Origin of the sequence: Pseudomonas sp. CFII64 (assembly GCF_000416235.1) — a bacterium.
GTDB lineage: Bacteria > Pseudomonadota > Gammaproteobacteria > Pseudomonadales > Pseudomonadaceae > Aquipseudomonas.
On the sequence record NZ_ATLO01000026.1, the window covers coordinates 125,072 to 138,112 of the forward strand.

Consider the following 13,041-nt stretch of genomic DNA (forward strand, 5'->3'; position numbering starts at 1 on the left):
TATAAATAGAGATTTTACAGTGTTAATTATTCTTGACCGAGCGGGCTTTTGTGGGACTTGTTCTCGATAACCAGCCCAGACGACCTGATCGGTCTGGGCCACCTGTGGTGCTGAAACTACCGCTATCGAGGACAATTCCTCTCCCACAGGCATATTCTTACCCGCTAAGGCAGCCTTAAAGACTCAAACGCATCGACAGATCCACGGCTTTCACATCCTTGGTCAGCGCGCCGATGGAAATGTAATCCACGCCGGTTTCAGCGATCACTCGCAATGTCTGGTCGTTGATCCCGCCGCTGGCTTCGAGTTTGGCGCGACCGGCATTGAACGTCACTGCTTCGCGCATATCGTCCAGGCTCAATTCATCAAGCATGACAATGTCTGCACCGGCATCCAGTGCCTGACGCAACTCGCTGAGGCTTTCCACTTCGATTTCCACCGGCTTGCCGGGTGCAATCTTGTGCGCCGCGCTGATCGCCTCGGCAATACCGCCGCTGGCAGCGATGTGGTTTTCCTTGATGAGGAATGCATCGAACAAACCAATGCGATGGTTATGGCAGCCGCCGCAGGTAACCGCGTACTTCTGCGCCATTCGCAGGCCGGGCAGGGTTTTGCGGGTGTCCAGCAGCTGGACGTGAGTGTCAGCGACCATGTCAGCGTAATGCTGCGCTTTGGTGGCCACGCCCGACAGCATCTGCAGGAAGTTCAGCGCGCTGCGTTCGCCCGTCAGCAATGAGCGGGCCGGACCTTCCAGATGAAACAGCACCTGGTCCGGTTTGACCCGATCACCGTCGACCACTTGCCAGTGCACTGCCACACGCGGGTCCAGCTGGCGGAACACCGCATCGACCCACGCCGTACCGGCGATAACCGCCGCATCGCGTGAGATCACCGTGGCTTTGGCCAGCCGCTCGGCCGGAATCAACTGGGCGGTGATGTCGCCACTGCCGACGTCTTCCAGCAGCGCCCGGCGCACGTTGGCCTCGATTTCAGTGCTCAGGGCGGCGAGTTGTAAATTCGGCATATCGAACTCCAGTAACAAAGTGGCGCGAGTATAAGGCAGGTTATCCCTGCGACCCACCTGTCGAACGGCTTTGCGTCGCGGCTCACCGGTGCTGTTGGTCGGTTTTTTTGCAACGTTTGCGATGGAATGGCTTTTCTGCGGTCTATCGCTGTACCGGTCAATCTATCAATCGTTCAAAACGGTAAAAGCAGTGCTGGCGCCGTGGACATGAATTGAAAGATAATCCGACTTGTATTTGACGTCATGACTTTGACGTTTCTTCAGCGCATACGTAATGCCCCGCAAAAACGGTGCTCTGAGCCTGGATTGTGCGGTCGCGGTTGTTTCCTGGTAGGGGGCTTGATGCAAAACGACGAAAAAGTTGTGCCGTTGAACAAAGCGAGCCCTGAACTGGCTGCGAATTCGCCGCTTGCCCGTTTGCCGGTTGTGCTCCTGCAGGTGCGGGACAAGGCCGCGCAACAGCTCAAGGAAGCCTTGCAGGCGCTATTCGACAACGCAGACGACACGCTTTTCGAAATGGCTGATCGGGCGCAAAACAACACCGAGCAGAACACCTTCTTTGAAGCCATGCGCGACCTGCGTCTGAAGCGCAAAAGCATTGAGCGGGCCTTTCTCGACAAATTCTATGAAGCGTTCCTGCGCCTTGGTCAGTATCAGATCACCGAGCCGGTGATCCCGGGCGCCATGACCTTTGACAAGCTGGCCCTGGTGCACAACGACGACCTGGAAAAAACCGTCGCCGTGGATGCCATGGTGGCCAAAGTTTTAAGTCGCGATGGCGTTGCCCTTGGGCAGCTGACGACGCGTCTGAATCAACTGATAACCCAGCCGTTGAGCGACAATTTGAACCCGATGGGCCCGGCCATGCTTTGCGATTTCTTCTTGCAGGCCGGGCGCAGCCTGGGCGTTGAGATCAAGGTCAAGCTGATCATTCTCAAGCTCTTCGAAAAATACGTACTGGCCGATGCCGATCATTTATATGCCGAAGCCAATCAACTGTTGATTGCCACTGGCGTGCTGCCCGAACTCAAAGCCTTGCCGGCTCGTCGCGCGTCAGATCGTGTGACCCGCCAGGCCCGCGCCAGCGACCTGGCCGATCCTGGTCTGGCTCAGGCCGCCGACAAGCTCGACAAAGGCGTGCTGGAAGTGTTCTCTGCCTTGCAGGAATTGCTCTTGCAGGTGCGCGGCAATCTTGCGCCGCGCCATGAGCCCAATGCCGAAGCCCGACCTATTTCCAGCCAGGATCTGCTGCGCCTGCTGTCGCACCTGCAGCAATACGTGCCGTCGCCCGAGGCCCATGACGATTTCGATCTGCGCAATCAGCTGGAGCAGCTGTTGACCCGCGTCAGCGTGAAAAGCGGCAAGTTTCGCGTGGTGGGTGGCGGCGACGAAGACGTGATCAATCTGATCGCCATGCTCTTCGAATTCATCCTCGATGACCGTAACCTGCCGTCATCGCTGCGGGCGTTGATTGGACGTCTGCAAATTCCGATGCTCAAAGTCGCGGTCATCGACAAAAGCTTTTTCAGTCGCGGCAGTCATCCTGCGCGGCGGCTGCTCAACGAAATCGCTTCCGCGGCCCTGGGTTGGGGCGGACGGGACGACTACCAGCGTGACTCGTTGTACGTGCGCGTTGAACAGATCGTGCAGCGCCTGCTCAATGATTTTGTCGACGACCCGGCGATTTTTTCCGAGTTGTTGGTGGATTTCCTCGCGTTTACCAGCGATGAGCGGCGCCGCAGCGAGCTGCTCGAACAGCGTACCCGAGACGCCGAGGAGGGCCGCGCCCGCGCCGAAATGGCCCGCCTGCGCGTGCAACACGAATTAAACGATCGCTTGGTCGGCAAGACCTTGCCGGAAGTGGTGGTGCGCTTGCTTCAGGAAGCCTGGAGCAAAGTCTTGCTGCTGACTTGCCTCAAGCACGGTGATGAGTCCGGCGAGTGGGAAGCGGGTCTGGCTGCCATGGATGATCTGATCTGGAGCGTCGAACTGCACGAAGAACCCGAAGCCCGCCAGCGCTTGCTGGATCTGGTTCCGGGTTTGCTCAAGGCGCTGCGTGAAGGCCTGGCCAGCGCTGCGTTCGATCCGTTCGCCACCAGCGAATTCTTCAGCCAGCTTGAAGTGCTGCATGTGCAAGCGTTTCAGCACTTCTCGAAAATACAGGACGAAGCCGCCGAAGGCGCTCCGGCGGAAGCTGAAGGCGAGGGTGTGGCAGGCCCGTCAATGATTGAAGTGGTTGAAGAAATCATTCTGGTCGCACCCGGCGAGCAGTTGATCAATGATCCTGTTCAGCCCCTGCCGGACGATGACGCAGGCCTGCTGCAAGTCGACCAATTGCGTCTGGGTTGCTGGGTCGAGATTCAGGAAGATGAAGAGCACCGCTTGCGCTGCAAGCTGGCGGCTATCGTCGAGCCGAGCGGTCGCTATGTGTTCGTCAACCGCACCGGCATGAAAGTCCTGGAAAAAACCCGCATGGGCCTGGCCGTGGAATTCCGTCGCGGCGCCATTCGCATGCTCGACGACGCGCTGCTGTTCGACCGCGCCCTGGAATCAGTGATCGGCAACCTGCGCAAGCTCAAGGGTGCTTGACCGACGTCATATAACAATCGTAGGACCGGCTTTAGCCGGGAGCACGCCCTCCCGGCTAAAGCCGGTCCTACGGGCCACCATATCCCCGCCAATTACTCCCCCACACCCTCCCTCACAGCGGGCATACTTGCGGCTATCGACTTGTCCGTTCAAGGAACACTCATGCATCTGGATCCCGCAAGCGGTTGGTGCCAAGGCGTGCAGCACTGCCCATCGCCCAATTTCAACGCGCGCCCGGCGAATGAAATCTCGTTATTGGTGATCCACAACATCAGCCTGCCCCCAGCCCGGTTCAAGACCGGCAAGGTGCAGGCTTTTTTTCAGAATCAGCTGGACTCCGCTGAGCACCCTTATTTCGCGGGCATTGCCGATTTGCGCGTATCGGCGCATTTTCTGATTGAGCGTGATGGCGACGTTTTCCAGTTCGTATCCTGTCTGGAGCGGGCCTGGCACGCGGGTGTGTCAAGCTTTCAGGGGCGCGAGACCTGCAATGATTTTTCCATCGGCATTGAGCTCGAAGGCACCGATGATCAACCGTTCACAGACGCGCAGTACGCTGCATTGATTGAGTTGACCCGCCAGTTGCAGGCCGCATTCCCAGCCATCACCGGCGAGCGAATCTGCGGGCACAGCGACATTGCACCCGGCCGCAAAACGGATCCGGGGCCGTTTTTTGACTGGTCGCGCATGCACTCGGCCCTGCTGGACGAAGTGAGGAGTAAATAATGAGTTTCCTGGTGTTGCTGCTCGCTGTATGGATAGAAAAGTTTTCCGCCCTGCGTCAGCGCGTGCAGCGTGACTGGCCCTGGTTGAGCGAACTGTCCCGGCTTGAAACCAACCCGCGTTTCGCCTCGCGGCCGTGGCTGATCCTCAGCGTGCTGGTGTTGTTGCCAGTCGTGCTGTTGGCGTTGATGCTGGTGGTGCTCGGTTCGGTGTTCAATGGCTGGCTGGCGTTTCCCGTGCATCTGTTGGTGCTGATTTACAGCCTGGGCCGGGGCGATCTGATTGCCGCGCTCGGGCCGTTTCGCGATGCCTGTCGGCGCGGTGACGCAGAGGCCGCCGTGCTGGTGGCCGAACGTGACATGCAGGTCGAGGCCGACAACAGCGAGCAGTTGCTCGAAGGCGTGCAGGGTTATCTGTTGTGGCAGGCCTATCAAAGCTTCTTCGCGGTGATTTTCTGGTATTTCCTGCTCGGCCCGGTGGCTGCGCTGGCCTATCGTTTGTTAGCCCTGGCCGCTGAAAACGGCAAGACGCCGGCTCTGCGCGATGCTGCCGGGCAACTGCGACATGCCTTCGACTGGGTGCCGGTACGCCTGTTGGCGGCCAGCTTTGCGCTGGTCGGCAATTTTGTCGCCGTCAGCCGGGTGATGCTGCATGAGTTGCTCAACTGGAACATCAGCGCCGCTCAGCTGATCGCGAAAATCGGCTGCGTCGCCAGCGAAGTCCCTGCACCCGCGATGGGAGCCGAAGGCGTGACCAGCCTGGACGTGCTCTGGGAATTGCTGATCCGCGCGGCGATTGTCTGGTATGCCGGATTTGCGTTGTGGACGTTGTTTGTCTGACGTGCGCCAGCTACTTGGTAGGAGGGGACTTGTCCCCGAAGACGCCGGTGCAGGCACTGAAGATCGTCTCGGCAGACGCGACGCCTTCCCGGACAAGTCCGGTCCTACCTGATTGGCGCAAACCCGGTAGCTGGGGCAGTGTTTGCCCACCCAAACAACTCCCGCGCATTGCGCGTGCTGGCTTCGGCCAGGTGCTCGGCGGATATATTCATCAGCTCGGCCAATGCCGCACAAATCTGCGGCAAATGTTCCGGGCTGTTGCGTTGGCCGGGAAACATCGAAGGCGCCATGTCCGGTGAGTCGGTCTCCAGCACCACGCTGTCCAGTGGCAGTTCGGCGATCACCCGATGCATGCGCAAGGCTTGCGGCCAGGTCGCGGCGCCGCCCAGGCCGAGTTTGAAACCCAGCCTGATGTACTCCCGTGCCTCTTCGCGACTGCCGGCAAAGGCATGAATGATCCCGCAGCGCTTGAGCTTGAAGCGCTTCAAACTCGCGATCACGTCAGCATGGCTGCGCCGCACATGAATCAGCGCGGGCAGATTGAAGTCCACCGCGAGTTGCAGTTGGGCGTCGAACAGCCGCTGCTGAACCTGCCGATCCAGTGTCTCTATGTAGTAATCCAGGCCGATTTCGCCCACAGCGCATAATTGTGGATGACCTTGCAGGCGAGACAGCCAGTCACCCAGCTCAACCAGATGCTCGGGGCGGTGCTCATCGATGTATACCGGGTGCAGGCCGAACGCCGCGTGCAGGGCCGGATCGCTCAGGGTCAAATCCCAGACGTGTTGCCAGTTACGCTGATAAACCCCCAGCACCACCAAACGCTCGACACCCAATCGCTGGCAGTTGGCGAGGAGCGCCGCGCGATCCGCGTCGAAGTCCGGAAAATCCAGATGCGTGTGGGTATCGATCAGCGTCAACGATCAGCCCTCGTGAATGCGTTGCTTGAAGGTCCGCACGATGGCGTGAACCCCCGGTTCGTACTGGTCCTTTTCAATCGCCGCCAGGGCCAGTTCCAGCGCCATGCTGGCGATGACCTGATGCTGTTGCGCCATGGCGTTGACCGGCAACGGCAGGAAATCCAGCAGTTGTGTGTCACCGAATGTCCCCAGGTGAAACTGCTGCGGATTCACCGCGTGGCTCTGCAAGACGTCGAAAATCCCCTGCAACAAGACGTAGGACGTGGTGATCAATGCATCCGGGAAATGCCCCAGGTTTTCCAGCACCTCATTCATCAAGCGCTGGCCGCATTGGCGACTGAACGCTTCGCCGTGCTCGATCATGACTTTCCCGGCGAACCCATTCAGGGCGTGCTCGAAACCGTTGGCGCGGGCGCGGCTGATGATCAGCTCCGGGCGCGCGCCGATCAGGGCGATATGCGCAGGATTCGTCGCGAGCAGGCTGTGGGTCAGGCGCAGGCTGGCGTCATGGTCGTCGCTGACCACTGAACAGAAGTGCGCGGGGTCCATTTCCCGGTCGATGGCAATGATCGGCAAGCCTTTGCTTTGCAGCTCGCGGTAACTGTCATCGCTGGTGGGCAGGCAACTGGCGACGAACAAAGCATCGCAGCGCCGCGCGCGAAACAATTGCAGCAATTGCAGCTCGCTGATGGGATCGTCGTCGGAACTGGCGATCAGCAACTGATAACCCTGCGCCCTTGCGCCTTGCTCCAGCAACTTGGCGATGCGCGCAAAACTGGGGTTTTCAAGGTCCGGCAGGATAAACCCCAAGGTGCGCGTGTGACGGCTGCGCAGCCCGGCGGCTTGCGGGTTGGGCCGGAAACCATGCTCCTCGACCACGGCGCGAACGCGCTCGACGGTGGCGTTGCTGATGCGCTGCTGTTCGGCCTTGCCGTTGATCACGTAACTGGCGGTGGTCACGGAACACCCGGCCAGGCGCGCGATATCACTGAGTTTCAACGCTGGAATTCCTTTTGTTATTGAGCGCTTCGAAACGGCGTCGGGGGATTTTCGCCCATCCCGACTGATCATGACAGCAGACCGTTAACCAGAATCAAATGCTCAGTTTTATTTGCCTTCGGCGCATAGCATCGGACCGAGTGGGCTTCAACCGGCGCAGATAATCAAGTAACGTGCCGGGCAATGTAGATTAAACGATTCAGCAAATTTATTTGAATCGCTGTCATTCCGCTGAAAACGCTGTCAGATGGTTATCGTTTTCATCACCTAAGCTGACGGTCACTGTTACAGATCGCTCTTAAAACAAGAATCCAGGCGCTGAGTCGGCGCTGCACAGGAGTTAGGCATGCTCGAGCTTACCGTAGAGCAAATTTCCATGGCCCAGACGGCCGTGGATAAGTCCGCCGCATTGCAACTGCTTGCTGGTCTGCTGGTCGCTGATGGTCTGGTTGCCGATGGCTATCTGACCGGTTTGCAGAACCGCGAACTGCAAGGCTCGACCTTTCTCGGTCAGGGCATCGCGATTCCCCACGGCACGCCCGAAACCCGCGATCAGGTATTCGCCACCGGCGTGCGCCTGATGCAGTTCCCCGAAGGGGTGGATTGGGGTGACGGGCAGATGGTGTATCTGGCCATTGGCATCGCCGCCAAGTCCGACGAGCATTTGCGCCTGTTGCAATTACTGACCCGCGCCCTGGGCGAAACCGACCTGGGCGAAGCCCTGCGTCAGGCAAAAACACCCGAAGCGCTGCTGCAACTGCTGCAAGGCGCGCCGCAAGAGCTGGCGCTGGATGCGCAGATGATCAGCCTCGGTGTTTCAGCGGATGATTTCGAAGAACTGGTCTGGCGCGGCGCCCGGCTGTTGCGCAAGGCCGACTGTGTCAGCAACGGCTTCGCCGCCGTATTGCAGCAAGTCGAAGCGCTGCCGTTGGGCGATGGCTTGTGGTGGCTGCACAGCGAGCAAACCGTCAAGCGTCCGGGCCTGGCCTTTGTCACTCCGGACAAGCCAATCCGCTATCTGGGTCAGCCGCTGAACGGTCTGTTCTGCCTGGCCAGCCTCGGCGAAGCTCATCAGGCCTTGCTTGAGCGTCTGTGTTCGCTGCTGATTGAAGGTCGCGGCCATGAATTGGGCCAGGCCACCAGCAGTCGCGCGGTGCTTGAAGCGCTGGGCGGCGAGTTGCCAGCCGAATGGCCAACGCAACGTGTGCCGCTGGCGAACGCCCATGGTTTGCACGCGCGGCCAGCGAAGATTCTTGCGCAGCTGGCGAAAAATTTCGAAGGCGAGATTCGCGTCCGTGTGGTCGATACCGGTGAAAGCGCGGTGTCAGTGAAGAGCTTGAGCAAGCTGCTCAGCCTCGGCGCGCGACGTGGTCAAGTGCTGGAATTCATCGCCGAGCCGAGCATCGCCGCCGACGTGCTGCCCGCATTGTTGGCTGCCGTGCTGGAAGGGCTGGGCGAGGACATCGAACCGCTGCCATCGGCATCGTCCCCCGCGCCAGCCTCTCTCGAAGCAGTGGTCAGCAAAGCTGTTGTCGCACCGCTGGACGGCAGCCAGTTGCAGGCGGTGCCCGCATCGCCGGGCATTGCCATTGGCCCGGCGCATATTCAAGTGTTGCAGAAATTTGATTACCCGCTGCTCGGCGAGTCGGTTGCTATCGAACAGCAGCGCTTGCAAGGCGCGCTGGCCGAAGTGCGCCAGGACATCGAAGGCCTGATCCAGCGCAGCAAGGCCAAGGCCATTCGCGAGATTTTCATTACCCATCAGGAAATGCTCGACGATCCTGAGTTGAGCAACGAAGTCGCCTTGCGCCTGAAGCAGGGTGAAAGCGCGGCGGCGGCCTGGGCGAGCGTGATCGATAGCGCCGCGCTGCAGCAGGAGCAGTTGCACGATGCGTTGCTGGCCGAGCGGGCGGCGGATCTGCGCGACGTGGGGCGGCGGGTGCTGGCGCAGATTTGCGGCATCGAAACCCTGGTCGCGCCGGACGAGCCCTACATTCTGGTGATGGATGAAGTCGGGCCATCCGATGTGGCGCGTCTGGACCCGGTGCAAGTCGCCGGGATTCTCACCGCACGCGGCGGTGCCACGGCGCACAGCGCAATCGTCGCCCGTGCCTTGGGCATTCCGGCGCTGGTTGGCGCGGGTGATTCGGTGCTGCTGATCAAGCCGGGCACGGTGTTGTTGCTCGACGGCCAGAAAGGCCGCCTGAGCGTCGCGCCGGATGCCGCAACCCTGCAACGCGCCGCTCAGGATCGCGACACCCGCGAGCAACGCCTGCAAGCCGCTGCCGAAAAGCGCATGGACCCGGCGGTGACCCGCGATGGTCATGCGGTTGAAGTCTTCGCCAACATCGGCGACAGCGCCGGTACGCCAGCCGCTGTCGCTCAAGGCGCGGAAGGCATCGGCCTGCTGCGCACCGAATTGTTGTTCATGGCCCATTCCCAGGCGCCGGATGAAGCGACCCAAGAGGCTGAATATCGCCGCGTGCTCGACGATCTGCAAGGTCGGCCGCTGGTGGTGCGCACGCTGGACGTCGGCGGTGACAAGCCGCTGCCGTACTGGCCCATCGACAAGGAAGAAAACCCGTTCCTCGGGGTGCGCGGCATCCGCTTGACCCTGCAACGTCCGGACGTCATGGAAAGCCAGTTGCGCGCCTTGTTGCGCGCTGCTGACAACCGCCCGCTGCGCATCATGTTTCCCATGGTCGGTACCGTTGAGGAGTGGCGTCAGGCACGGGACATGACCTTGCGCCTGCTGGAAGAGATTCCGGTTCCCGACTTGCAGATCGGCATCATGATCGAAGTGCCGTCGGCGGCCTTGCTGGCGCCGGTCCTGGCCAAGGAAGTGGACTTTTTCAGCGTCGGCACCAACGACCTGACGCAATACACCATGGCCATCGACCGGGGTCACCCAACCCTGTCGGCTCAGGCTGACGGCCTGCACCCGGCCGTGCTGCAATTGATCGACATCACCGTGCGCGCGGCCCATGCCCATGGCAAATGGGTCGGCATCTGCGGCGAGCTGGCGGCTGATCCGTTGGCGGTTCCGGTGCTGGTGGGCCTCGGCGTCGACGAGTTGAGCGTTTCGGCGCGCAGCATTGGCGAGGTCAAAGCCTGTGTCCGTGAACTGACCTTGAGTGCCGCGCAACAACTGGCGCAAACCGCGCTGACCTTAGGCAGCGCCAGCGAAGTGCGCGCGCTCGTGGAGGCTGTGTAATGGCGAAAATTCTTACCCTGACCATGAACCCCGCGCTGGACCTGACTGTGCAACTCGGTCCTTTGCAGCTGGGGCAGGTCAATCGCAGCGAAGCCATGCTCAGCCACGCGGCGGGCAAGGGCTTGAATGTGGCGCAGGTGCTGGCCGATCTGGGCCATCAGCTGACTGTTGCCGGTTTTCTCGGCATCGATAATCAGCAGCCCTTCGAAGCGCTGTTTGCCCGACGCGGTTTTATTGATGAGTTTGTCCGGGTGCCCGGCGAAACCCGCAGCAACATCAAGCTGGCCGAGCACAGCGGACGCATCACCGACCTGAACGGCCCAGGCCCGATGGTCAGCGAAGAGGCGCAGCAAGCGCTGTATGCGCGAGTCGAGCAGATCGCTACCGGTTTCGACGCGGTGGTGGTCGCGGGCAGCCTGCCACGCGGGGTCAGCCCGGAATGGCTGCATAAACTGCTGGTGCGTCTGAAGGATCTGGGCCTGAAAATCGCCCTGGACAGCAGCGGCCTGGCGTTGCGCGCCGGGCTCGCGGCTGGCCCGTGGTTGATCAAGCCCAATACCGAGGAATTGGCCGATGCGCTGGATGCGCCGATCATTTCCATCGCGGCCCAGGCCGAAGCCGCTGCCGGCCTGCGCGCCAAGGGCATCGAGCATGTGGTGATTTCCCAGGGATCGGAAGGTGTGCATTGGTTCAGCTCCAGCACCGCGCTGCAATCCTTGCCGCCCAAAGTCACGGTTGCCAGCACTGTCGGCGCGGGCGATTCGCTGTTGGCGGGCATGGTTCACGGCCTGCTCAGCGGCCATTCGCCGCAACAAACCTTGCGCACCGCCACCGCGATTGCGGCCATGGCCGTGACCCAGATCGGCTTTGGCATCAGCGATGCGGCGCAACTCAAACGGCTTGAAAGCGGCGTCAACGTGCGCACTCTGGCAGAACAATAAGAGAGGATTTGTGATGAAGTTAGCCATTGTGACGGCCTGCCCGAACGGCAAGGTCAGCAGCGTCCTCAGCGCCCGTTTGCTGGATGCGGCCGCGCAGCGCCAGGGTTGGAGCACCAGCGTCGAGGTCCATGACCCGCGCAACCCCGAGCAACAATTGTCTGCCGAGCAAATTGCCGCTGCCGATTGGGTGCTGGTGGTCAATACCGGCGCCATCGACCTCAATCGCTTCGTCGGCAAGCGTGTGTTTCAGGACACGCCAGCCCACGCGTTGCAGGATGTCGACGGCTTCCTGCGTCGCGCGTCCGAGCAGGCGCAGGTTCATGTTGCTGCCGCCGTGGGTTCGCCAGCCGCTGCGCCAGTTGCCAGCCGCGTGCCGCGCATCGTTGCGGTAACCGCCTGTCCAACCGGCGTGGCCCATACGTTCATGGCTGCCGAAGCCATTCAACAAGCGGCCAAGCGTCTGGGTTATGAATTGCAGGTCGAAACCCAGGGCTCGGTGGGCGCTCGTAATCCGCTGGGCGATCAGGTGATCGCCGATGCCGACGTGGTGTTGCTGGCCGCCGACATCGAGGTCAATACCGAGCGCTTTGCCGGCAAGCGGATTTATCGCTGCGGGACGGGTATTGCCCTCAAGCAAGCCGAAGCGACCCTGAAAAAGGCCTTGGCCGAAGGTCAGGTCGAATCCACTGGCGGCGCTGGTAAAGCCCCGGCCAAGCAGGAAAAAACCGGCGTCTACAAGCATTTGCTGACCGGCGTTTCGTACATGCTGCCGATGGTGGTTGCCGGTGGTTTGCTGATTGCGTTGTCGTTCGTGTTCGGGATTACCGCGTTCAAGGAGCAAGGCACTCTCGCGGCGGCCTTGATGCAGATTGGCGGCGACGCAGCGTTCAAATTGATGGTGCCGTTGCTGGCCGGTTACATCGCTTACTCCATCGCCGACCGCCCGGGCCTCGCGCCGGGGATGATCGGCGGGTTGCTGGCGAGCACGCTGGGCGCGGGTTTCATTGGCGGGATCGCGGCCGGTTTCATTGCCGGATACAGCGCCTGGGCAGTCAACCGTTATGCGCGTTTGCCGGCCAGCGTCGAAGCGCTCAAGCCGATTCTGATCATCCCGTTGCTGTCGAGCCTGTTTACCGGGCTGGTGATGATTTATGTGGTCGGCAAGCCGGTGGCGGGGCTGCTGGAAAGCCTCACGCAGTTCCTCGACAGCATGGGCACCACCAATGCCATTCTGCTCGGCGTGGTGCTCGGCGCCATGATGTGCGTCGATCTGGGCGGGCCGATCAATAAGGCGTCCTACGCGTTTTCGGTGGGCCTGCTGGCATCGCAGAGCTACGCGCCGATGGCGGCGGCCATGGCGGCGGGCATGGTGCCGCCGATTGGCATGGGCATCGCCAGCTTCATCGCCCGGCGCAAATTTGCCCAAAGCGAACGCGAGGCGGGCAAGGCCGCCTTTGTGCTGGGATTGTGTTTCATCTCCGAAGGCGCGATTCCCTTTGCCGCCAAAGATCCATTGCGAGTGATTCCGGCGAGCATCGCCGGCGGTGCATTGACCGGCGCGCTGTCGATGTACTTCGGCTGCAAATTGATGGCGCCCCACGGCGGTTTGTTCGTCATGCTGATCCCCAATGCGATCAACCACGCGTTGCTGTATCTGCTGGCGATTGTGGCGGGCAGTCTGCTGACAGGCGTGACGTATGCGCTGCTCAAACGGCCGGAAGTGGTGGAGATGGAGGTTGTGCCGGCTAGCGCGTGAACCATAACCCGGTAGGAGGGGACTTGTCCCCGAAGA

General features: G+C 61.0%; 9 protein-coding genes. 6 read left to right on the forward strand and 3 right to left on the reverse strand.

Going from position 1 to position 13,041, the window contains the following annotated elements; translation table 11 throughout:
* Positions 1-175: 175 nt before the first annotated feature.
* On the reverse strand, positions 176-1,024 hold the full coding sequence (gene nadC / locus CFII64_RS12180) for a carboxylating nicotinate-nucleotide diphosphorylase (protein ID WP_020291079.1): 849 nt from the start codon (positions 1,022-1,024) through the stop codon (positions 176-178).
* 342 nt (positions 1,025-1,366) lie between these two features.
* On the opposite strand from nadC, the gene CFII64_RS12185 reads away from it, so the two are divergent.
* The 3 genes from CFII64_RS12185 to ampE all read left to right on the forward strand — a co-directional run bounded on the left by CFII64_RS12185 (position 1,367) and on the right by ampE (position 5,175).
* Positions 1,367-3,613: a DUF1631 domain-containing protein gene (locus tag CFII64_RS12185; RefSeq protein WP_020291080.1), complete on the forward strand. Its 2,247-nt coding sequence runs from the start codon at positions 1,367-1,369 to the stop codon at positions 3,611-3,613.
* Between the two features lie 162 nt (positions 3,614-3,775).
* Positions 3,776-4,339 carry a 1,6-anhydro-N-acetylmuramyl-L-alanine amidase AmpD gene (gene ampD / locus CFII64_RS12190; RefSeq protein ID WP_020291081.1) on the forward strand — a complete coding sequence of 188 codons (564 nt, stop codon included), beginning with the start codon at positions 3,776-3,778 and terminating at the stop codon, positions 4,337-4,339.
* Complete coding sequence (gene ampE / locus CFII64_RS12195; protein WP_020291082.1) at positions 4,339-5,175, forward strand: regulatory signaling modulator protein AmpE; 837 nt, start codon at positions 4,339-4,341, stop codon at positions 5,173-5,175. Before ampD ends, ampE begins: the two co-directional genes overlap by 1 nt.
* A gap of 104 nt (positions 5,176-5,279) precedes the next feature.
* Here ampE and CFII64_RS12200 read toward each other — a convergent pair whose 3' ends face one another.
* Both CFII64_RS12200 and cra read right to left on the reverse strand, forming a co-directional pair.
* Positions 5,280-6,095 carry a TatD family hydrolase gene (locus tag CFII64_RS12200; protein WP_020291083.1) on the reverse strand — a complete coding sequence of 272 codons (816 nt, stop codon included), beginning with the start codon at positions 6,093-6,095 and terminating at the stop codon, positions 5,280-5,282.
* A gap of 3 nt (positions 6,096-6,098) precedes the next feature.
* Positions 6,099-7,094: a catabolite repressor/activator gene (cra, locus tag CFII64_RS12205; protein ID WP_020291084.1), complete on the reverse strand. Its 996-nt coding sequence runs from the start codon at positions 7,092-7,094 to the stop codon at positions 6,099-6,101.
* Between the two features lie 346 nt (positions 7,095-7,440).
* On the opposite strand from cra, the gene ptsP reads away from it, so the two are divergent.
* Genes ptsP through CFII64_RS12220 form a run of 3 tightly spaced genes read left to right on the forward strand, consistent with a single transcriptional unit; the run spans position 7,441 to position 13,005 of the window.
* Positions 7,441-10,308 (forward strand): phosphoenolpyruvate--protein phosphotransferase, encoded by a 2,868-nt coding sequence (gene ptsP, locus CFII64_RS12210; protein ID WP_020291085.1) that lies wholly within the window; start codon positions 7,441-7,443, stop codon positions 10,306-10,308.
* The gene (gene pfkB, locus CFII64_RS12215) at positions 10,308-11,249 is read left to right on the forward strand and encodes a 1-phosphofructokinase (protein ID WP_020291086.1); all 942 of its coding nucleotides are present in this window, start codon (positions 10,308-10,310) and stop codon (positions 11,247-11,249) included. Before ptsP ends, pfkB begins: the two co-directional genes overlap by 1 nt.
* 13 nt (positions 11,250-11,262) lie before the next feature.
* On the forward strand, positions 11,263-13,005 hold the full coding sequence (locus tag CFII64_RS12220; RefSeq protein ID WP_020291087.1) for a PTS fructose-like transporter subunit IIB: 1,743 nt from the start codon (positions 11,263-11,265) through the stop codon (positions 13,003-13,005).
* Positions 13,006-13,041: the final 36 nt, after the last annotated feature.

What these genes read in the sequence shown, in the direction of transcription:
- ampD (WP_020291081.1), top strand. Translation starts at nt 3,776, where the DNA reads ATGCATCTGGATCCCGCAAGCGGTTGGTGCCAAGGCGTGCAGCACTGC.
- CFII64_RS12220 (WP_020291087.1), top strand. Translation starts at nt 11,263, where the DNA reads ATGAAGTTAGCCATTGTGACGGCCTGCCCGAACGGCAAGGTCAGCAGC.
- ampE (WP_020291082.1), top strand. Translation starts at nt 4,339, where the DNA reads ATGAGTTTCCTGGTGTTGCTGCTCGCTGTATGGATAGAAAAGTTTTCC.
- nadC (WP_020291079.1), bottom strand. Translation starts at nt 1,024, where the DNA reads ATGCCGAATTTACAACTCGCCGCCCTGAGCACTGAAATCGAGGCCAAC.
- CFII64_RS12185 (WP_020291080.1), top strand. Translation starts at nt 1,367, where the DNA reads ATGCAAAACGACGAAAAAGTTGTGCCGTTGAACAAAGCGAGCCCTGAA.
- pfkB (WP_020291086.1), top strand. Translation starts at nt 10,308, where the DNA reads ATGGCGAAAATTCTTACCCTGACCATGAACCCCGCGCTGGACCTGACT.
- ptsP (WP_020291085.1), top strand. Translation starts at nt 7,441, where the DNA reads ATGCTCGAGCTTACCGTAGAGCAAATTTCCATGGCCCAGACGGCCGTG.